Origin of the sequence: Halobellus ordinarius (genome assembly GCF_031823395.1) — an archaeon.
Taxonomy (GTDB): Archaea; Halobacteriota; Halobacteria; order Halobacteriales; family Haloferacaceae; genus Haloquadratum; species Haloquadratum ordinarius.
Genome location: NZ_JAVQKJ010000017.1, coordinates 53162 through 74215, shown reverse-complemented (window position 1 = coordinate 74215; position 21054 = coordinate 53162). Strand labels below are relative to the sequence as shown.

14 protein-coding genes and 1 pseudogene are annotated in these 21054 nt (G+C 66.2%); 7 read left to right on the top strand and 8 right to left on the bottom strand.

Features of this window, described 5'->3' with window-relative positions:
• Positions 1-15: 15 nt before the first annotated feature.
• The 3 genes and pseudogenes from RJT48_RS19795 (at position 16) to RJT48_RS19785 (ending at position 3702) form a co-directional block, all read left to right on the top strand.
• Positions 16-1398 (top strand): M20 family metallopeptidase, encoded by a 1383-nt coding sequence (locus RJT48_RS19795; RefSeq protein WP_311174086.1) that lies wholly within the window; start codon positions 16-18, stop codon positions 1396-1398.
• Positions 1399-1458: 60 nt separating this feature from the next.
• Positions 1459-1788, top strand: a complete 330-nt coding sequence (locus RJT48_RS19790; RefSeq protein WP_311174085.1) for an ArsR/SmtB family transcription factor — start codon at positions 1459-1461, stop codon at positions 1786-1788.
• A 520-nt stretch (positions 1789-2308) separates the two neighbouring features.
• Positions 2309-3702, top strand: a pseudogene (locus tag RJT48_RS19785) (FAD-dependent oxidoreductase).
• 199 nt (positions 3703-3901) lie between these two features.
• Here the strand turns inward: RJT48_RS19785 and RJT48_RS19780 are convergent.
• Positions 3902-4621, bottom strand: a complete 720-nt coding sequence (locus RJT48_RS19780) for an SDR family NAD(P)-dependent oxidoreductase (RefSeq protein WP_311174084.1) — start codon at positions 4619-4621, stop codon at positions 3902-3904.
• Between the two features lie 129 nt (positions 4622-4750).
• Between RJT48_RS19780 and RJT48_RS19775 the strand changes: the two genes are divergently transcribed.
• Together RJT48_RS19775 and cutA are read left to right on the top strand one after the other, a co-directional pair.
• Positions 4751-4978 (top strand): hypothetical protein, encoded by a 228-nt coding sequence (locus RJT48_RS19775; RefSeq protein WP_311174083.1) that lies wholly within the window; start codon positions 4751-4753, stop codon positions 4976-4978.
• Complete coding sequence (cutA, locus tag RJT48_RS19770; RefSeq protein ID WP_311174082.1) at positions 4978-5283, top strand: divalent-cation tolerance protein CutA; 306 nt, start codon at positions 4978-4980, stop codon at positions 5281-5283. Before RJT48_RS19775 ends, cutA begins: the two co-directional genes overlap by 1 nt.
• A gap of 43 nt (positions 5284-5326) precedes the next feature.
• On the opposite strand, the gene RJT48_RS19765 is transcribed toward cutA, so the two are convergent.
• The 4 genes from RJT48_RS19765 to RJT48_RS20860 form a co-directional block, all read right to left on the bottom strand.
• Entirely contained in the window at positions 5327-7927 is a 2601-nt protein-coding gene (locus tag RJT48_RS19765) for an outer membrane protein assembly factor BamB family protein (protein ID WP_311174081.1), read from the bottom strand.
• Positions 7928-8069: 142 nt separating this feature from the next.
• Positions 8070-8549: an SRPBCC family protein gene (locus RJT48_RS19760; RefSeq protein WP_311174080.1), complete on the bottom strand. Its 480-nt coding sequence runs from the start codon at positions 8547-8549 to the stop codon at positions 8070-8072.
• Between the two features lie 65 nt (positions 8550-8614).
• Complete coding sequence (locus RJT48_RS19755) at positions 8615-13156, bottom strand: DUF7997 domain-containing protein (protein WP_311174078.1); 4542 nt, start codon at positions 13154-13156, stop codon at positions 8615-8617.
• Between the two features lie 622 nt (positions 13157-13778).
• A complete protein-coding gene (locus RJT48_RS20860; protein WP_425604746.1) occupies positions 13779-14468 on the bottom strand; it encodes a hypothetical protein in 690 nt (229 codons plus the stop codon).
• Between RJT48_RS20860 and RJT48_RS20855 the strand changes: the two genes are divergently transcribed.
• The gene (locus RJT48_RS20855) at positions 14391-15539 is read left to right on the top strand and encodes an alpha-amylase family glycosyl hydrolase (RefSeq protein ID WP_425604745.1); all 1149 of its coding nucleotides are present in this window, start codon (positions 14391-14393) and stop codon (positions 15537-15539) included. The genes RJT48_RS20860 and RJT48_RS20855 overlap by 78 nt on opposite strands.
• 115 nt (positions 15540-15654) lie before the next feature.
• Positions 15655-15906 carry a hypothetical protein gene (locus RJT48_RS19745; protein ID WP_311174076.1) on the top strand — a complete coding sequence of 84 codons (252 nt, stop codon included), beginning with the start codon at positions 15655-15657 and terminating at the stop codon, positions 15904-15906.
• 9 nt (positions 15907-15915) lie between these two features.
• Here the strand turns inward: RJT48_RS19745 and RJT48_RS19740 are convergent, their stop codons facing one another.
• From RJT48_RS19740 to RJT48_RS19730, 3 genes are read right to left on the bottom strand one after another with little or no spacing between them, the layout of a single operon-like run.
• The gene (locus tag RJT48_RS19740; protein WP_311174075.1) at positions 15916-18243 is read right to left on the bottom strand and encodes a DUF7846 domain-containing protein; all 2328 of its coding nucleotides are present in this window, start codon (positions 18241-18243) and stop codon (positions 15916-15918) included.
• A 3-nt stretch (positions 18244-18246) separates the two neighbouring features.
• Positions 18247-19458, bottom strand: coding sequence for an ABC transporter ATP-binding protein (locus RJT48_RS19735; RefSeq protein WP_311174074.1), 1212 nt, complete (start codon positions 19456-19458; stop codon positions 18247-18249).
• Entirely contained in the window at positions 19448-21052 is a 1605-nt protein-coding gene (locus RJT48_RS19730) for an ABC transporter permease (RefSeq protein ID WP_311174073.1), read from the bottom strand. Before RJT48_RS19730 ends, RJT48_RS19735 begins: the two co-directional genes overlap by 11 nt.
• Positions 21053-21054 lie beyond the last annotated feature (2 nt).

Sequence of the window (21054 nt, the reverse complement as noted above, 5' to 3'; positions counted from 1 at the left end):
CACAACTCCCACACTATGCCCGGGTTCGAAAGATCGGAGGAAGACGCCGAAGGATGCTGTCCCTTCTGCTTCGGAGACCAGACGACCGAGACGCTTCCAGAGAAGGTCGACGAGGACTCCGAGGTATTACTGGCGTTTCTCGATGAACACGAGGCAGATCTGATTGAACTGACACAGGATCTGATCGGGTTCGAGAGCCAGAATCCGCCGGGAGACACCCGTGAGATCATCGAGTATATCGAGCAGTACGCGACCACTCTCGGGCTTCGGAGTGAACTGGTCATCGAGGATGAGGCCAAACCGAACCTGCTGATTACGCTCCCGGGAAAGACGGAGACCACGCTTCTGTACAACGGGCACGTCGATACTGTCCCGTACGAGCCAGACGGGTGGACGCACGACCCGCTCGGCGAGCGTGAGGGCGATCAGATCTACGGTCGCGGGGCAACCGATATGAAGAGCGCTATCGCTGCGATGTTGCACGCCGTCCGGGCGTACGTCGAAACGGGTGTCGTGCCACCGGTCACGCTTCAGCTCGCCGTCGTCAGCGACGAAGAAACTGCGGGAGATGCAGGTCTTCGCGCTCTTCTCGATCAGGACCGACTCACAGCAGACGCCTGTGTCATCGGGGAGACGACCTGCGAGGCCGGCTCACACTCTGTCACGATCGCCGACAAGGGAAGTATCTGGCTCACGCTCGAAGCGACTGGGAAGGCCGCACACGGGTCACGACCGCCGCTCGGCGAGAACGCCATCGACAGACTGTTCGAGGCTATCACGGAACTGCGCGAACGCTTGCGGCAGGTCGATTTCGCTCTCGACGACGAGATGATCCCGATCGTCGAGGAGTCGGTCTCGTTCTATACGCCACGAATGGACCGCGAGACAGCGTGGCGACTCTTCACAACGCCAACAGTGAACGTCGGCACGTTCGAGGGGGGAGGGACCGTCAACAGCGTCCCCGAAGCCGCCACCGCGGAACTCGATATCCGACTGACCGCAGGAGTCCACACGCCGTCGATTCTCGATCAGATAGAAACGCTCATACAGGACCACCCTGCAGTCGAGATAGCAGACGTTTCGTGGAGCATCGGCACCTACGAACCGTTCGAAAGCCCGCTGGTCGAGGCGACGGCCACGCTCGCAGAGTCTGTCGCCAACGAACCGGTCCTCCGGCGGAGTGCAACCGGTGGCGGAGACGCGAAAACGCTGCGGAACGAGAGCGTTCCCACGATCGAATTCGCGTTCGGGACGGACACGGCCCACGCCGCGGACGAGTACATCACGGTCCAAGCATTGCAGAATAACGCTCGGGTCTTCACCAAACTGCCGTTCGGATTCGCCGCGCTGACGGAGGCTGTTGGCTCGTCGGAAAGCGAGGACAGCGGTTCCAACTGATCGCACATTGCCCGAGGCGGTCGCATAACTTTTTGTATATTAGCGTGTTAGAATATACAGATGACCGAACTTCCCGCCGACGAAATCTTCGAGCGACACGCCGATCTCTGCCAGGTTCTGTGTAACGCAAAGCGGCAGAAAATGCTCTACGTCCTCAAAGACGGGGAGCGGACGGTGACTGGTCTCGCAGAGACCACCGACATTCCACAGCCGACGGTGTCACAACACCTCCGCAAAATGCGGGACAAGGGAGTCGTGACGAAGCGAACGGAGGGGAATCGCAGCTACTACACGATCCGCGACGACCGTCTCGTCGAAGCGTCGATGAAGATCCGGGAAGTCCTCTTCGACACGCTTGAGGAGGAGCAAACGCTCGGGCTCGAAGCCTGACGATGCCCAAAGAGGCGTTGGAAATCGACGCCACGTAACGTCGCTATCCTCGTCGCCCTCGCACTCGTTGCCATCACTCGTCGCCCTCGCACTCGTTGCCATTCTCTTGGAGGTTCGCTCTGCGTCGCCATTCTCCTGGTGGTTCGCTCGGCGTCAAAATTCCACTGGTGGCTCGCCCGGCGTCGACAACCGGGAAACAGCCACGGACGCCGAGAGCACGGACGGAGACGCTCCGCCGACAGTACGTCGAGGGAGAACTGAGCGAGGCGGAACTGGAAACCTGCTTGAAGTCTCACCCCGATGGCGGCACGACCGTCATCGTCTCCGCGGGCGGTGGCGAACGGACCCGAGAGTGGTCTACGTCAGATCGGTCTCTCTCGGCCACGGATCTGAGCGATCAACCGCCGCGATGGCCGACATCATCCCATTCCACCCGGCGGTCGAAGGGTACGGGGCCACGGTACCGCAGTTTGAGACGGCCCTCGAAGGAATCAAATATTCGCATATTCAAATATAAAGTATGGCGACAAACAACGACGAGACAACGGTCGTGGTTGGTGGCGATGCGGCTGGATTGAGCGCGGCAAGCAAACTCAAACGGGACGCCCCGGAGCAGGAGGTGATCGTCTGCGAGCGCGGCGAGTGGGTATCCTACGGTGCGTGTGGGCTCCCGTACTACGTGAAGGGGGACATCGACCGGCTGGAAGACCTGGTCGTCAACGACGCTGAGACGTTTCGAGAGGAGCGCGACATCGACCTCAGAACGGCCCACGAAGTGGTCGAGATCGACGTTGACGAACGGACGGTCATCGTGGAAGCCGACGACGGCGAGTTCGAGCAGTCCTACGACAACCTCGTGATTGCGACCGGGGCGCGGGCGTTAGTACCGCCGATCGACGGGGCTGATCTCGATGGGGTGTTTACGTTGCAGACGATGGACGCGGGCGGAGACATCCGTGAGGCAGTCGAGCACGGCATCGAAGGAGCGGATGAGGTCGTCGAACCGGAACGGGTCGGTATCGTCGGCGGCGGGTACGTCGGCGTCGAACTGGCCGAAGCGTTCACGAACGGGGACTGGAGGTCCACCTCTTCGAGATGCTTCCCCACGTGCTGAACCCGTTCGGGGAGTTGACCGCTCGGATCGTCGAGGAGCATCTGCGCGAACACGACGTCGACCTCTCCCTCGATACACGGGTCGAAGCGTTCAACGGCGAACACGGACGTGTCCGCAGCATCGAAACGCCGGAGGAGACGGTCCCCGTCGATCTCGCGATCCTCGGAGTGGGCGTCGAACCCCGCGTCGAGTTGGCAGAGCAAGCGGGCATCGAAACGGGGCCGACTGGTGCGATCGCGACTGACCGGTACGGCGAGACGAACGTCCAGGACGTGTACGCGGCCGGCGACTGTGCGGAAGCGACGCATACCGTGACGGGGGCCCCGGATTACGTCCCGCTGGCGCTGACGGCGAACCGTCACGGTCGAGCGGTCGGGGCAACGATCGCCGGCGATCCCACTCCAACAGGGCCGATCGCCGGGACAGCGGCGTTGAAGGCCTTCGATCTCGAAGCCGCCCGGACCGGCATCGTCGATCCCGAGCGAGCCGAAAATGTTGGATTCGACCCCGTCTCGAAGACCCTCGAACTCCCGTCGCGGGCACATTACTATCCCGGAAGCGAGGAGATCACCGTTACTCTCGTCGCCGACGAGACGACCGGACGCGTGCTCGGTGCCAGTATGGTCGGTCGGGAGGGGGTCGCTCAGCGTATCAACTCGGTCGCGACAGCACTCCATACCGAAGTGACTGTCGACGAATTAGAACGGTTCGACTTCGCGTACGCGCCCCCGTTCAGTCCGACCTGGGATCCGGTGCTGACCGCAGCGAAGGTCCTCAACGGGACGATCGACAGCCGCTGAAACTCCGCGAGAGGAGTCGGCTGCGGACTTTCTGTCGTCTCCGCCCCGGAATCCCGACGGTATCCCAACCACAGAGCGGTATTCCGTCGAACACAAACACGGAGCGGTATTCGTCGTCGAACACACGATTGCGAAGCGAGTCCCACTCCGCTGTGCGGGCGTGTGCTACTACTGTCGGAGAACCGATTTCACGCCCTCATCAGAGGAATTCCGTGTTCTGCGGCCCGTTCGTGATGTGGACCTCGAAGGGCATCGTGTCGATGTTGTCCTGTTCGACCAGGTGCCAGTACGTTTCCGCCATCTCGTCGGGGTTGAGGAACGTGTCTGGGGAGCGGTCTGGATGCTGCTCGCGGGTGCCGGGCCCGTCGATCTGCCCGTCGATGACGACGTGAGCGACGTGGACTCCCTCGGGGCCGTACTCCTGGGCGATATCCATCGCCATCCCTCGCGCGGCGAACTTCGCGGCAGTGAAGCCGATCGTCCCGCCGAGACTTCGGACCGCGGAGGTCGCGCCGGTGAAGATGACCGTCCCGCCGCCCGATTCGACCATATCGCCGACCGCCTCCTTCGAGCAGACGAAGGCCCCCCGGCCGCCGACCGCCCAGGCCCGCTCGAACTCCTCGACGTCCAAGTCCAGTAGTCCCTGCCAGGATGCCGCGCTGGCGTGGTTGACGAGCACGTCGACCGGGCCGAACTTCTCTCGGACGGTTGCGAAGCCGGCACGGATTTCGTCGACGTCGCTGAGGTCGGTGGGGACTGCGAGCCCCTGGCCCGGATCTGGGAGGTCAGCCGCCAGTTCCTCGATGACCGACTCCGTCCGCGCGAACAGCGCCACTCGACACCCTTCGGCGGCGAACTTTCGCGCGAGTGATTCACCGAGTCCGGGGCCGACACCGGCGATGACTGCAGTCCGAGTCATACCGATGGGTTGTTCGGTGGCATCAAAAAGGTTGGATCGGAATCCGAAAACGCTCTCTCGGCACAGGAGGTTTCAAGAGGTACCTAGACGTACGTTAGATTCAACAGCCACCTGTTCGTTGAGAGACGTATGTTAGACACTCACATTGACCGCGTACGCGTCGATCGTCTTCGGACGTTCCTCGACGGGCGCAAAGCCGAAGCGGAAGAGGAACGCCTCGAAGCGCTGGATGTGGACCACATAGCGGCGGCGATGGAGGCGACCAAGAAAGTAGAAGCGTACGAGGACGTCCATCGATATCTGGATGGCGGGTCCTCAACCGAGGAACCAGCTGAGCTCATCGAAATCGTCGAATAATGCCCACAGCCTACATCACAGCGCCTCGAAAGGCCGCCAGCGACCTCGCGGAGTTCCTCGTCGAAGAGAAGTTGGCGGCGTGTGTCAACGTCGTCGACTGCGATTCGTACTACCGGTGGGAGGGCGACGTTCACGCCGGTAGCGAGGAGTCGATCCTGTTCGCGAAGACGACGAAAGCGCGGTATCCGGAACTGAAAGCCGCTGTCGAGGACGAACACCCGTTCGATGTTCCCTGCATCGAACTGTTCGACGAGATCGACGTGCTCAACTCCTACGGCGACTGGATCGACGAGGAAGTCCAGTAGGCCGACAGAAACTCAGGGGTCGAGAGCGGCCAGGAAACCTCTCTTAACTGTCACCGACGACGGCGTAAACCTGTCCGGTCTGGTCCGCGACGAACACGGCGCCGTGGCCGACGGCCGGCGGAGCGTCGACCCACTGACCGAGATCGACCTGCCAGCGACGGTCGCCGTCAGTCGTGTCGAACGCCGAGAGCGTCCCCTCGTGATCGCCGACGAAGACCGTCCGGTCACCCTCGCTCTCGCCGGCGACTGCGGGCGTCCCGCGAATCGGCCCCGTCGCCGAGGACCGCCAGGCGATGGAGCCGTCGGCCCGGTCGAGCGCGAGCAGTTCGCCCCCTTCGGTGCCAACAAAGACGCGTGTCGCTGTAACCGACGGCCCGCCGGGGACAGCACCCCCAACGTCTTTCTGGAACCGTTCTGCGCCGTCGGTCCCGAAGGCGGTCACCTGGCCGGCTTCGTCGGCGACGAACACCCCCCCGTCATCGACCGCTGGCCCGGAGAGAACCGACGCTGCAAGTGATTCTTCCCAGTCGATTTCCCCACCGCTCAGATCGGTCGTGTCGGAATCTGTCGACATAGAGACAACTCGACCGTCGCGAGTGATCGCGACTATTCGGGCCTGCTGGACAGCCGGTGCGCCAACGACGCTCTCTCCGAGTTCAAACCGCCAGCGAAGCCGCCCGTCGCGGGGATCCACTGCTGCGATACCGTCTCCGGTGCCGAAGTATGCCAGTCCCTCGGCGTAGGTGATCGGCGAATGGATCGTGAGGTCCAACTGTCGCTCCCAGACCGACTCCGGTTCGGGAAAGTCGATATGCGGCGTCCCGGTCCGTGTCGGTTCGTCCGGCCCGGGCGTGGCCGTCGGTGTCGACGTCGGCGGGAGCGCAGTCCGCGGCGGCTCCCCGTAGTCAACCGTCCGTACCCGAAAGAGCGATCCGCCCGCCCCGCCGCCGAGGAGGGTCTCGGAGCCTTCAGAGATGCTATCCCGTTCGCCAGTCGACGATTCACCTGATGGCTCGGACGGGTCCTGAGTCGATTCCTCGGACGATGCCGCGCCCGATGATGTCGTTCCGGAGTCAACAGCATCCAGATCGCTGCTGTCCAAAACGACAGGAGACACGCCCGACTCGACTGGGTTTCCGGCGAGGGGGAACTCGGTGCCGTCGGTCGCCAGCAGGTCGTACGCGCCACCGTCGCGACTGCCGCCGGCCACCGTTCGCGGCCCAACGATCGGGCCGGGCATCGTCCGCGGCCGGAAGGGAAACCGCAAGCGCCGGTCGCCGGTGTCGAGATCGAAAGCGGTGATGGTTCCGATCCGGTCACCGGCATACACGACGCCGGGCACTTCGCTTCCGCTGCTCTCCGACCCATCGGTGTCGTCACCGCCCTCAGTTCCGGTGTCGCCGCCGATAGCCACGTCGAACTCCACGCCGGCGTCGGTCTCCCCGCGCCAGCGAACCTGTCCGTCGTCTCGGTCGACCGCGACCACTCCGTCGTTCGTCCCGACAATCGCGACGTCCTCACCCAGAACCGGATTCGTTCCGCCGCCGGCCTCCGATTGCCACTGAACGACCCCTTCGTTGTCCAATTTGACCACTCCATCGTTGAGAACGACGACGTAGATTCCGTCCGCAGCAGCCGTTGGCCCTCGGGTCACCCAGTCGCCGACGGTCTCGCGAAACTGCGGGTCTTCGGACACAACATCAACAGCCACCACCTGCCCGCGATTCGTCCCGGCAAACGCGACGCCGTCGTGGTATCCCGGTGGTGCGGTGGGATGGCCGTCGAGAGCGAACTCCCACAGTCGGTCGCCCGTGTCAGTGTCGAGCGCCGCGAGGACACCGCCCGGTTCGCCGCCGCCGTCGGTATCGCCCCCGCCGTCATCTCCGTCTGCGCTCTCCCATCGCCGCGCAGTGACGTACGCCACCCCGTCGACGACGACCGGTGGATATGCGCGACTCGGTTCCCCCGCCTGCCAGAGACGCTCTCCAGTTGCGACGTCGACGGCGACGACCCCCCCGGAGAACGTTCCGACAAACGCGCGGTCCCCGACGAGCGTCGGTGAGTGGAGAACGCCGTCCGGGATTTCGACACTGCGGAGCACGTCGCCGGTCTCAGCGTCGATGACGGTCAGTTGCTCCCGGCTCGGGACGACCACGCGGCCGGCGCCGACAGCGGGGGGAAAGAGCGCGGCCGCGACGACACCACGCCAGCGCTCCTCGCCGTCGTGATCGACGGCGATCAGGCGGCCGTCCTCGGCGGCGACGTACACTCCCTGTGTGGTGTCGGTACTCCCGTCGCCGCTTTCTGTGGCGTTTCCGCTCGTGGCGACCATCGCTCCGACCGTTCCAGCGCTCCGCGTTGTCCATCGAACGCTCGGTTCGGCTGTCGGTGCGGGCGCGGCGAGGAACCCGCTGTTTCCCGCGTCGGCGCGGGCCTGTGGCCAGGGGCCGATCGGTTCCGGGAAGGGTCCGCGGTCGGCAGGAGCCGTTCCCGTTCCGTCGGTAGTGCGCTCGGTTTTCGTCAGCTGTCCACCGCATCCCGCGAGCGGAAAACTCACCGCGAGGCCGGTGAGGCCGGTGAGGAACCGCCGCCGCGTCGCGGACGCCGAATCGTCGGTCCGATTCGAGACTGGAGGGCTCGGCATACACGGGACTCTCCCACAGTCAGGTAAGTGCTTTCGGTGAATTTCGAGCCAAAATCGAGTCCTGGAGGGCTGATGCCAACAGCCAGGTCCGTAGCTACGGAGGACAACCGCCTTCCGCGGCGGTTGTCTCGCCACAATAGCCCTATTCGAGCAGTTCCTTCGTCTTCCGGTGGCGGGCACGAAACATCGGCTCGAATCCGACGACGGCCAGCGGCGAGACCCTGCGGCCGACGCCGCCGCCGGGGAGTTCGTACTCGACGTTGTCGTCGATGATTGTCTCGTCGCCGTCGGCGATGAATCGGTGGATGTGGACCCACTGCTCGAAGGGGCCGCCACGCATCTCGTCGCGGAAGACTGCCCGCTCGTCGTCCGCCTCCCGATCGAGAATCACCGACGTCCAGTGCTGTCGCGGCCCGACGCCGAACGGCCGCATCGACATTCGGATCTCAGATCCGCTCTCCAGGATCTCAGGATCAGCCTCACCATCGGGTCCCGTGACGGATTCGACCCGGAGATTCATCCAGTCGGGGGTCAGCGCCTCCAATCCGGAGATTTTGGAGTGAAACTCCCACACGTCAGACAGCGGCGCAGCGACGCGCGTCAGCCGCGAGTATGTTGCCATACCCGAGAGTGGACCCGCCGGAACAAAAGCGGCGTGGCAGTGGAGGACCGAAAGACGGGAGGCAACTACAGCGTAAAGCGCGTGACGCTCGTCCCGGCCCTTGTCAGGTCTTCGTCGGTCGCAGCGGCGACGACGATCTGGTTCTCGCCGTGGGCGATGTCGAGCCGCGCCTCGAAGGCTCCGTTCTCGGGCGTCGCGAGCGTCGTCTCCGACGGGGTCTTGACTGCGACGACAGCAGCGTCCGTCTTCCCGGAGACGACGAGCCCGCCGCCCGCGAACCGCGTACTGACCTGGAGATCAGGTCCCGTCGGGAGGTCGCTTTCGAGATATCTCTCCCGGAGCACGTCCGGCGTCTCGACCGGCCGCCCGGCGTCGATTCCGTGGGCCAGTCGGACGAACTGTGCCATCGACCACGCCAGGGGTGTCGCCGCGCCGGTTCCCTCGCCGAACGCCCAGTTGTACTCGGTGCTGTGCTCGCGGTCCCAGACCTGTTCTGCGAGCATCCGTCCGGAGTTGGCGAATCCGGCCATCGTCTCCAGAAGGTTCTCCGGCGCCAACTTGCCCGATTCCGTTCCGTAGCGGAGTTCGTACTCGCCGCGCTCGCCGGTAAAGATGGGCCACAGCCGGCCTTTGCCTTTGGCCTCGATCGACCACGGAGCGCCCTCCTCGTCGACCGCGCGCTCGCCGTACCCGTCCCCGTTGTAGCGGTAGAACGCCGGGCCGTGCGGCGTGTCGACGCGGAGGGTGCCGTCGACCTCCGCGATCGAATTACGAATGATTTCGTCGTCCGGGGGCTTGATCCCCAGACGGGTGAGTTCCAGGAATCCAGCGTCGATGATCTCCCGCTCGTCGAGCGTCGGGCCGTTGTTCGCGAGCGTCCGCAGGTGGCCGGCGTCAGGGTCGCCGTCGCGCGTGATCCGGACGTAGTACGGCGTGTTGGTGTGCCGTTTTGTGCCCGTCCCGGTCGCCGTCCACTCCTCGACGCGGTCGGTCCACTCGTCGGCCAGCGCCTGCCAGATGAGCGCGTCGGCGTCGTGGCCCTCGGCGGCCGCGATGTCGGCGGCACAGCCCAGTCCGGCGATCTCGGCGGCGATCGACGACGGCGAGTAGCCGGCCTCCTCCTCCCAGCGCTCCTGGGCGGTCTCGGGGCCGTTGCGGGCGACGTAGTCCGCGGAGCGCTTGACGTTGGTGTAGTCGTACTCGACGTCCGCGAAGTCGATGCCGTGTTCGCGCAGCATCCACGCCATCACCTGCGGGAACGAGATGTTGTCCATCTGCTCGCCGCCCCACCGCGTCCGGCCGTTCAGGTACGTGTTCTGCGGGATGAACCCGTGGTCGTCCTGCTGGTAGTGGTAGATGTATTCCAGTGCCTCCACGCCGGTCTGGATGTCGCCGGCGGCCTCGAAGGCGGTGAACACCTGATAGAGGTCTCTGGACCACACGAAGTTGTACCCGTATCCGCGGGACTCTTCCGCTGCGACCGCGACGCCCCACGGTACCGACGGGGAGGCGATGCCGGCGCCGAGGAACGTCTTGTCCTCGACCGCCCGCAGACACATCAGACACGTCTTGTACTGCTTGCTGAGCAGCTCGTCGTCACGAACCGCGGCCGGCAACTCCTTGTCGGCGAGGAAGTCGGCCCAGGAGTCGAGATACCCGCGCCGGACCGTTTCGTACCCGCGGCTGAGGGCGCCGGCGGCCTCGCCGAGTGCCGCCGCCGTGTCGGCCTGGCGAGCGAATCCCAGCGCCAGCGTCTCGCCGACCGTCTCGCCCGTACCGATGCGCCCCACGAGGACGACGTGCTCGTCGTCGACGCTGCGTTCGGGATCCGGAGCGGTCCCCTCGGCGAACAGTTCCTCCAGGTAGTCGGCGCCCGCGACGCCGACGGTCGCCCACTCGAAGCGCTCGCTTGCCGTCATTGCGGCGGCGACGCTGTACTCGGTCCCGTCCTCGTCGATCAAGAGCGGGTCGGCGACGCCGGCCTGATCGTACGCGCTCGCGTCTCGGGCGACCAGGTGGTAGCTCCCGGATCCGCCGAGCCGGATGCCGCGGTCCGTCGAGCCGGTGTTCGTAAGTGCCAGGTCCGCGACGGCGTACACCTCGTAGTCGGTGTCGTCGTGAGACTCGAAGCTGACGTCCACGAGCAGTGCGTCGTGTTCCGGATCGGTGACGTACTCGGCGGTGAGCGTCCACTCGTGACCCCGCCCGTCGCCGGTCTCTGCAACGGTGTGTCTGTAGAGCAGCGCGTCGTCGTCTACGATCTCCGCTCGCCGCTCGATGGTGTCGGCGTCGTCGTCCCGCCGCGTCTCGTTGTGCGTCCGCGCGGTGTACGTTTCGTCCTCGCTGGCGTCGACGACGAGCAGGTCGAGCGTCCGCAGGTTCATCAGATCGACCCGCGGGAAGCGGACCTCCGTGAGCGATCCCTCGGTCAGTGTGAACCACAGCCGGGAGGGATCGGTCGCGTGGTGGTCGGCGACCGTCCCGACGCCGTACTTCTCACCGGTCGTCCAGCGCGGCCGCCCCGTAGGCCCCGAGGGCGCCGGCTTCGGGGCCGGCAGCGCGTCCTTGGCGGCCAGAAGTCCCGTGGCCCGCAATCGCAACGCGTGCGACCACCCCAGCGGCGTCGCGCTGTCCGGCGTCCCGTCGTCGAACACCTGTTCGGCCAGATAGCCCGCGTCCGTACAGAGCGGGCCGTCAGACCGCAGTAGCTCGTACAGCGCCGTCCCACGTTCGAGGAACTCCGCTGCGACGGCCGTCTCGCCGGTCGATTCGAGCAGGCTTGCCAACTCGGTCGCAGCTACCGCCCCCCAGGCGGTGGCGACCGACCAGATCTTCTCGCCGTCCTGGTCGGCGCTCCGCCAGGTGTCGCCCTCGAACCGGACGAGTCCGGCGACGTCGCCGTCGGGGGATTCCCGGTACAGCTCGTCGAGCGCGGTCCGCATATGGGCTTCGAGCCGCGAGAGCGTCTTCGCGGGCAGACCACTCAGCGTCTCGTAGCTCGAAAAGGCTTCGACGAGCGCGAACGAGCCCGAATCGAGCCGCACGTCGCGGTTGCTGTTCTGCAGTCGGAGCGCGTATATCTCCGCGTCGTCGTCCCAGAGACGGTCGAGTCCCTCGAAGACCGCGTCGGCCTTCGCTTCGGCGTGGGCCGCGAGGTCTGAATCGACGGTGACGGTCGCGACCGTCGCGTATGCCTGGAGGAAGGTCGCCGCCGTGTGAACGAACCGACCGATCATATTCTCCCAGGCGTTCTGACACGGCGCCGGGAGCCCATCGTCCCCCAGCGCGTCGTCGAGTGCCTCGATGCCGTCCTCGATCGCCGTCCGGATCCGAGATTTGAGTGCCGGCGAGAGTTCCGCTTCGCGGTCGGCAAGCACGGTCGCCAGATAGGTCACGACGCTGGCCGTCTGGTCGGCCTGGTACTCGGGCTCCTCGGAGTTCTCGATCGGCGCGTTCGCCCACCCCGGTGCGAGCGAGCCGTCGATGGCCCAGACCCGATGCGGCCACGAGCCGTCGTCGAGTTGCGTCTCACAGAAGAACGCCGCGACCGTCGACGCCCGGTCACCCACGTCCAGATCGAGCAGATCGTCGCTCGCAAGGAGATGTCGTGCACACTCGGCCTCGTCGCGGAACCAGGTGTAGCCGTAGCCGCCGGTGTGCGTGTAGAACGGATCGAATTCCGGCCCGGCGATGTGTGCACCGGACGGTGCAGTCAAAAGCGACAGTGCGCGCAGGTCCGCCCGGACTGTCTGTTGCCGGGGGACGTGCTCGGGGACAGAGATATCAGCGCGCTCGCGAGCGGCCGCGCGGATGTCGTCGGCGCTCTCGTGGGAGAGCGCACAGTGTCGGAGATCAGCCATCGCCGCCTCCCGATCCACCTCGCGGTGGTCCGAAAGCTGGGTGACAAGCGTCGTCTGTACGCCGCGGCCTTCCCGTTCCAGCGGTGCGGAAACGACGATGTCGCCGCTGAGGTGGGTGTCTTCGTAGCGTTCGAGGACGGCTTCGCGCGGGAAGTCGAACGCCTCCGCCGAAAGGATCTCCTCGAACCGCTCGGGGATCTGTCCGCGGACGTCGTCGAGGCCGGTCGAGGCCGTCACGTAGTCGTGTTCGTTCCGGTGGAACACCTCGACTGCCTGCGTCCCGTTCGGCCCGCCGGTCTCGTGGATGAGCCGGCCGACTTGCGTCTCCTTCCCTCCGGGAGCGAGCGTCAGAAACGCCGTCAGATGGGCGTCAGTCGGGATCGCGCCGCGGAGTTCGACGTGCGTGACGTGCGCCCGCCCGAGCGTCAGGTCGTACTGATGGACCGTATACGAGCCCGCGTTATACTCCGTCTCCACCAGACTCGTTTCGCGATAGTAATGCTGCCGAACCGGTTCCAGATCGTCGAACCACCGGATCTCGCCGTCGGCCTCGATGGCGAATCTGGAGCGGTCGATCCCGTACAACCCCGAGAGCGCTGCCGAATAGTCGCGGATCGCCCCCTCAGGATCGACGTAGACGAGCCGATCCCCGTGCCCCGAAAACGCGCCGTCGATAGTGGGCACTTCCCCGGGGAACCGCCCACTGCGGTCGCGTTTGTACTCGTTCAGCACGGTCCGTAGTCTCATATACTCGGACGAGAGGTCCCAGGACATAAGTATTGGCGGATGTGCGGTCCGAGAGCGGAGCGCCGTTTAGGAAAGGTTCCCGTGCCTGGGTTTCGACAAGATGAGGTCAACAATCGGGCGCTTTCTGTGGAGTGGGGCAAAGACAAAGGCCTGACGTCCCGTGGAGACGTGTATGGAACACCCCGGGCCCCCACGCTTTATGGCAGTCGGCGAGTCGGTTCAACTGGCACCGCGCGATCCGGATCCGGATGCGACCTACGAGTGGCGGATCCGGAGCGCGCCCGTATCGAGTACCGTCGAACCGCCCGACGGAACGGCAGTTATCGATTTCTCGCCCGACGCACCGGGGAGGTACACGCTCGAACTCGACGCCCGAGAGAAGACGTACTCCCTCACGATCCGAGCGTTCGCGAGCGAGTTCGCACCCGGCGATGTCGGAGGCTCCGCGAGCGGCATAAGCGGAGTGAGCGGTCCGCAGAGCGGATCAGCCCGCTCGGTTCCCGAGCACGGTGCCGTTTCCGGGTCGGGATCGGGCGCACGTTCCGGGACAGAAACCGGCGGACGACCGCGGGTGCAGCTCCACGGCACCGTCGACGGCGACGAACTGGTCGTTTGGGCGAATCTATTGCCACACCCGGGGAGCGAGCACGCCGGCGAGGACCTGGACGTGGAATTCCTCGTCGACGACCGCGACGAGGTCAAGGAGGGCGCGATCCGCCGCGACGGACGGGAGCTTCGGATCCCGATCTCGGCCGTCGGCGACCGCGTCCGCGTTCACGGCGTCGCGGTCGGCGATACCTACAGCGTCCCCGACACGATCGATTTCTCCCGCGAGGTCGTCGTCGATGGCGGGGAGAGCCGGACGGTCACAAAGCCCACAGACACGACGGCCGACGACGGCGAAATCCGAACTGATGCCTTCGTTGCCCGGCGGCCGAACGATCCGCCGGAGTGGGCGACCGACGTGACACTGTACGAGATCTACGTCCGCGGCTTCCTCGGCGACGAAGAGATGACCGAGGCGGACAGCCCCGGAGGCGAGACGGGCGACCCCGGAGGCGAGACGGGCGACCCCGGAGGCGAGACGGGCGACCCCGGAGGCGAGACGGGCGACCCCGGAGGCGAGACGGGCGACCCCGGAGGCGAGACGGACGGCCCCGGAGGCGAGACGGGCACCGAGAGTGACGGAAGCGCGACAGCAACCTCCACCGACGGGCGGAGCGTCTTCGATCGGATCGCAGACCGCCTGGATTACCTCGAAGAACTCGGGGTCGACTGCCTGTGGCTGACGCCGGTGCTGCAGAACGACCACGCGCCCCACGGCTACAACATCACCGACTTCTTCAGCATCGCCGAGGACCTCGGCGACCGCGAGGATTACGAGCGCTTCGTTTCGGCCGCACACGACCGCGGGATGAAGGTGCTCTTCGATCTCGTGTTGAACCACTCCGCGCGCGATCACCCGTTCTTCCAGGATGCGTACGGCAATCCAGATTCGGAGTACTACGACTGGTACGACTGGCAGGACAGCGGCGAACCGGAGACGTACTTCGAGTGGGAGTACATCGCCAACTGGAACTTCGAGAACCTCGCCGTGCGGCGCCACCTGCTGGATGCGGTCGACACGTGGTTCGAGGTGGCCGACGGCTTCCGCTGTGATATGGCGTGGGCCGTCCCCAACACCTTCTGGCAGGAGCTCCGCGACCGGGTGAAATCGCGGGATCCGGAATTTCTGCTCCTCGACGAGACCATCCCCTACGTCGCCGACTTCCACAACGGGATGTTCGATATGCACTTCGACACCACGCTGTACTTCACGCTGCGGCAGGTCGGCGGCGGTCACGCCGACGCCGACGCCATCCTCGATGCGATCGAGGGCCGCGACGAGATCGGGTTCCCGCCGCACGCGGCGTTTATGCTCTACATCGAAAACCACGACGAGACGCGCTACGTCGTCGAATGCGGCGACGAGGCGGCGATGACTGCCGCGGGCGCGCTCGTCACGCTCCCCGGCGTGCCGATGCTCTACGGCGGCCAGGAACTCGGGCAGCGCGGCCGCCGCGACGCGCTCGCCTGGGAGGACGCCCGCGAGGAGTTCCGCGAGCACTACGAGCGATTGCTGGACCTCCGCGACGAGATTCCCGCACTGGGCACGGCGGGCGACTTCTCACGGGTCTCATACGAGACCGACACCGATCGTGCGGTCGCTTTCCGACGGGAACTCGACGACAGCGCCTACGTGTGTGTCCTGAATTTCGGCGAGTCGCCCGCGACAGTGATACTCGATGAATCGGTGGACGACACTGACCTCGTCACGGGTGAATCGCTTCTGACCGCCGACGGACTCGAAATCGACGATGTCGCCGTCTTCCACGCGGGATGAAACGGGGCGGCGACTCCGGTTTCGAGACGGACGGGGGACGTCAGCTTCGTGAGGCCGCGCCCGGACGGCGTTTCGACCCACAGATACGAGTTACCTCGGTCCGTAGCGAAACGTAGTGACCGAATCGTACGTGTGTCCGCACTGCGGACGTCTCGAGGATCGGCCCTACCGCGTCCGACTCATCATCCTGACCTGCCCGGACTGCGGACTGAACGGGCGGTTCATCCACGAGTCGCTGGTGGCGCGGCTCGACGAGATTCCGGAAGCCGACCGCCCCGACGACTGGAGCGAGCTGCCGCTCGACGATCGGCTTCGGCTTGCGATCGAGGAGGGGCTCCTCGAAATCAGCTTCACTGGCCCGCTCTGAGAGCGGGGGCTAGCTCGCAGCGGACTCCTGCGCCGCCACGCGTGCGTCGGTCTCGACGGAGACACCAGCGACGTAGTCGCCGTCGGGGCCGACCCAGGTCCCCTCGTATCCGCATTCGGCAGTCAGCCGACAGACGCGCGTTTCCGGCGGCCAGACCACCCGGACGCCATCGCCGCCGGCCGCGACCGTCGCCTCCTGCCGATAGGTGACGCTGGACCCGCCGACGCCGACGAAGGTAACCACCAGATCGACCTCCGCGCGGTCGGCAGCCAGCGGGACACCCGACACGGCTGAGCCGCCCTCCTCAGCGTCTCCGTCCGTCTCGGACGACCCTCCCTCGAACCGGAGATTGCTCGCCCGCGCCGTCTCCGGACCGATCACCCAGTCGATCGAGACCGTCCCGTTCGACCGGGCGGCGTCCGGAACCGAATACCGGGCGTACCCTTCCGGCGTCTCGATACGGACGCTCGCGCTCGTCGCCTGCGCGGGCACGCCCACCTGCGTCTCGGCTTTTACGGACGCCCCGTCGAGGACGCGGAGGCGCTGTACGTCGGGGTTCACCGGGGCGACCGCGCCCGTCCACGTCCTGCGATAGGTGAACCGATACGGCGTCCGGTTCGTCGCCGCCAATACGGCGAGGTCCCGCTCGGGGCCGCCGTCGGTGGCGTACACGACGTCGCCGTCGAAGCCCGGATCCGACCGGAGATACTGGAACGGATGCGCCTGCCAGTCGCCGTACGGATCGGGCGTGAACACGACGGCGTCGTCGAACGAGCGGCCCTCGAACGGTTCGTACGTGGTCGCCAGATTCTCGGTCCGCAGTTCGTTGGCGTCGAGCGGTCGCTCCACTGCGGCTATCTCTGCAGATGCCACGACCGGCGCGGAGACGACGAGGCCGACGAGGACGATGAGCCGCGCCCGGCGGCGGGTGGTCCGCTCGCGGAGCACGGACCCGGCGCCACGAACGAGGAAGAGGGTCCCCGCGGCGGTGAAAATCGCGACCGGAACCAACGCGTCGAAGTGATAGAACGGGCCCAGCAGATCGATCAGTCCGTTCCGCAGGCCGTTATGCGTCCCCCAGAAGTACGCCTCCCCGATGAACACCGACGGAAGGACCGCAAACAGGACGGCGGCGACCTCGCCGTCGGCCATCCCCGCGGAGGGATCGAACCGCCGCCGCAGTCCGCTCGCCCGGTCGTCCGTAATCAGCCCACGCCTGCGCCAGGCCCCGGCGACGACGCCGACGGCCGCGAGCGCGGTCCCGAGCGGACCGGCGGCGACCCACTCGGTGAAGAAGTACTCCGTCACTCGACGGGTGACGTCAGCGGCCAGCGCAGGCGTGTAGTCCCGCTCGTAATTCAGGATCTCCCGCGTGCCGAACCCGATGCCGTCGTGCGGGGCGAACGCGGCGTACGGGAACACGAGCGGATCGCCCGTCACGAGCGCGTTGTAGCCGAGCGTGACGCCGACGAATGCCACGCCGGGAAGCGCGATCGCGAGCGCACGAGTCAGCACCCTGCGGAAGGGCGCCGTCCAGCCCCACCGTCGCCCACCGATCGCCAGCGAGACCACCGTGTGACCGATGAAGGGGAGCGCGAAGAGAACAGCCGTGTACGGCCGGCAGAAGAACGCCAGGCCGACCGCGATCCCCGCCGCCGCACCCCAGCGGATACTTCCCCGCCGGGCCGCGCGGACGTACGTGACGGCGAACGCGACGTTGAGGAGCGTCGCTGGCGCATACGAGAGGAACGTCGCGGACGTGAGGAAGAAGAGCGGCGCGCCCGCGAGTGCGGGGATCGAAAGCAGGCCGACGCGCCGGTCGAACGCGGCGGCACCGAGCGCGTAGACGCCCGCGGCGGTCCCAGACGCCACGAGGGCGAGTGCGAGGTTCCAATCACCCAGAAGTCTCCCGACGGCGAAGATCGCGGGCGCGACCGGCGAGTACTTGCCGTACATTCGGATCTCGCCGCCGGCCTCGTCGACGACGAAGAACCACGGCCGGACCGCCTCCCACGGGATCTCGCCGGGTCTGAGAAAGACGGTCCCGTTGAGCAGCATCGCCGCCTGATACAGATAGACGCCCTCGTCGTCGTTGACGGAGTGGTAGGGGAAGAGATCGACCGCGAGGAAGTAGATCAACCCGCCGACCGCGAGGACCAAAGCGGCAGCGACGACGCGTTCCGGGTGTTCGCGAGCGCGGCCGGGGAGGGAAGCAGCCCACCGACGCAGCGAACCGGCCAATCGACGCAGCGAACCGGCCAATCGACGCAGCGAACCGGCCAATCGACGCAGCGAACCGCGCGGATCGCGAACGACCGCCAGGGGGCGCCACGACACGGCTCAGTCGCCGTATCGCGAGTCGTCTTCGGGGCGCTGTTCCCGCGGGAACCACGCGAGTTCGTGGTCGGCGTCGAGTTCGAGTTCGACGGGCCCGTTCTCGGGGATGTTCTCGTCGTGGTTGTGCATACACTGGACGGACTCGCCGGTGTCGAGTTCGACCTCGTAGAGGAACGTCGGACCCAGATACCGCCGGCCCACGACGTGCCCGCACGCCGAGTCGGTGATGTGTCCGTCGACACGCTTGACGCTCACGTCGTCGGGGCGGACGAGCAGGTCGATCTTGGTGTGGTCGTACTCGCGGGCGAGGCCGTGGATCTGCTCGCGCGGTACGGTCCCGAGTTCCGTCTCGACGACGTCGCCGGAGACGTAGCCCGGGATGAAACTCGCGTACCCGAGGAAGGCGGCGACGAATCGTGATTCTGGGTGCTGGAAGACGCCCTCCGGATCGCCGACCTGCTCGATCCGGCCGTCGTTCATCACGGCCACGCGGTCGGAGATCGACAGCGCCTCCTCCTGGTCGTGGGTGACCGAAATGGCGGTCACGCCGGTCTCTTTGATGATCTTGCGGACCTCCTCGCGCATCTCCACGCGGAGGTCGACGTCGAGATTCGAGAACGGTTCATCGAGCAGCAGTATCTCCGGTTCGGGCGCCAGCGAGCGAGCGAGCGCGACGCGCTGTTGCTGCCCGCCGGAGAGCTGGTCCGGGTAACTGTCGCCCTGTCCCTCTAGGTCGACGAGTTCCAGCAGTTCGTCGACGCGGCGGTCGACCTCCGCGTCGGGACGGTCCTTCAGGCCGAACGCCACGTTCTCCCGCGCCGTGAGATGCGGAAAGAGCGCGAACTCCTGGAAGACGACGCCGACGCCGCGTTCCTCCGGCGGCACGAACGACGAGCCGGAGACCGAACGGCCGTTCAACCGGACCGCACCACCGGCCGGCCGTTCGAGGCCGGCAACGAGTCTGAGCGTCGTCGTCTTCCCGCAACCCGACGGTCCCAGGAGCGTCAGGATCTCGCCCTCGCGGACTGTCAGCGACAGCCCCTCGACGACGTTCTCCGTCCCGTAGGACTTCGTCAGCCCGTCGAGTTCGAGGACGACGTCGTCAGTGTCCTCCGACGTTGTCGATTCCGGCGTCGCCTCGACAGGGCCGTCGACGACCGTCTCCGAGCGGCGCTCTGCGTCCGAATCAACCGACGTCTGCGTACTATTTGACATCGTATCCCTCCTGTGTGAGAATTACCAGCATCGAGAGCCCAGAGACCAGAAGTAAGACCAAAGCCGGCACCGCTGCCTGTCCGAAGTACCCCGATTCATACGCTGTCCAGATATGCGTGACCAAGGTGGTAAAACCCGACGGTCGAAGCAGCAGCGTCGCCGGCAGTTCCTTCATCGTCGTCAGGAACACGAGCGCGGCGCCGCCGAATAGTCCTGGCGCGACGAGCGGCAGTGTCACGTACCGAAACGCACCGACAGAGGTCTGCCCGAGCGTCCGGGCGGCCTCCGGCAGCGACGGATCGACCGACAGGAACGAGGCCCGGAGCGAGCCGACAGACTGCGGCAGAAAGCGGATCACGTACGCAAACACGAGCAGATACAGCGTCTGGTAGATCGGCGTCGCGTACTGGCTCCCGAAGAAGACGAGCGCGAGGCCGAGGACGACGCCCGGGACAGCGTATCCGACGTAGGAGATGCGCTCGAAGACCGTCGGGAGCAGCCCGTCGTGCCGCGCCGAGAGGTACGCCACCGGGATCCCGGCGACGACGGCGACCGCAGCAGCGGCGGCCGCGACCGTAACCGAGTTGAACGCATATGACCACTGGAACGCGAGCGATTGATTCACCGACGTGGAGGCGGTCCCGAGCCACGACAGCAGAATGAGGATGGGGACGGCGAGCGCGAGCGTGGCGATGGTGACGACGAACGCCAGCGCCGGATAGCGCCACCGGCCGAGCGACACGAGCGCCCGCGAGCGACCTCCCGCTGACGTCCGCTCCTCGCCGCGGATCCGCGACTCCAGCCAGAGAATGACGAGGGTCACCGCCACCAACTGCAACGACAGGAGCGTCGCCGTGTCGCGGCCGAACGCCCCGAACTCGACGTAGATGACGCGCGTGAAGACGTCGTAGCGCATAATCGACGGCGTCCCGAAGTCCGCCAGCACGTACAGGCCCGAGAGCAGCGCGCCCGCGGCGACCGCCGGCCGGATCTGCGGGAGCGTCACCCGCCGGAACGTCTCCCAGCGGTCGTGTTCCAGCGTCCGCGCGGCGTCGACCAATGTCGTGTCCATCGATTTCAGCGACGCTCGCGTGGTGATGTAGACGTACGGGTACGTATAGAGCGTCAGGATCAGCACCGTCCCTTCGAGGCCGTAGATTTCGGGAATGCGCTCGATGCCGATCGGCGCGAGCAACCGCTGAAAACCCCCCTGGGGGCCGAAGGCGGAGACGAACGCGAAGGCGCCGACGTAGCTCGGGATGACAAGCGGCAGCGAGACCGCGACCGTCCAGAACCGTCGGAACGGGAGGTCGGTCCTGACCGTGAGGTAGGCAAGCGGGACGCCGATCAGCACGCAGGCCGCCGTCGACAGCACGACGAGCAGCCCGCTGTTGACGAACACCTCGAGCGTCGTCGGACGGGTGAGCAGCGCGATCGCCTCCTCGAAGCCGACGGCCAGCCCGGTCCGGACGAGCCACAGAAGCGGGAGGACCACCGCGGCGGCGACGGCAGCGGCCGCCACGGAGAGCCCGAGCGGGAGCGGCGACTCCTCGTCGGGCGCGTCGTCCTCGGTTTGTCGGTGCTCCGTAGCCATCG

Bases quoted from the DNA above. Each gene is read 5' to 3' on its own strand.
- RJT48_RS19795 (WP_311174086.1), top strand. From the start codon at position 16: ATGCCCGGGTTCGAAAGATCGGAGGAAGACGCCGAAGGATGCTGTCCC.
- RJT48_RS19765 (WP_311174081.1), bottom strand. From the start codon at position 7,927: ATGCCGAGCCCTCCAGTCTCGAATCGGACCGACGATTCGGCGTCCGCG.
- cutA (WP_311174082.1), top strand. From the start codon at position 4,978: ATGCCCACAGCCTACATCACAGCGCCTCGAAAGGCCGCCAGCGACCTC.
- RJT48_RS19790 (WP_311174085.1), top strand. From the start codon at position 1,459: ATGACCGAACTTCCCGCCGACGAAATCTTCGAGCGACACGCCGATCTC.
- RJT48_RS19755 (WP_311174078.1), bottom strand. From the start codon at position 13,156: ATGAGACTACGGACCGTGCTGAACGAGTACAAACGCGACCGCAGTGGG.
- RJT48_RS19730 (WP_311174073.1), bottom strand. From the start codon at position 21,052: ATGGCTACGGAGCACCGACAAACCGAGGACGACGCGCCCGACGAGGAG.
- RJT48_RS19760 (WP_311174080.1), bottom strand. From the start codon at position 8,549: ATGGCAACATACTCGCGGCTGACGCGCGTCGCTGCGCCGCTGTCTGAC.
- RJT48_RS19780 (WP_311174084.1), bottom strand. From the start codon at position 4,621: ATGACTCGGACTGCAGTCATCGCCGGTGTCGGCCCCGGACTCGGTGAA.
- RJT48_RS19775 (WP_311174083.1), top strand. From the start codon at position 4,751: ATGTTAGACACTCACATTGACCGCGTACGCGTCGATCGTCTTCGGACG.
- RJT48_RS19735 (WP_311174074.1), bottom strand. From the start codon at position 19,458: ATGTCAAATAGTACGCAGACGTCGGTTGATTCGGACGCAGAGCGCCGC.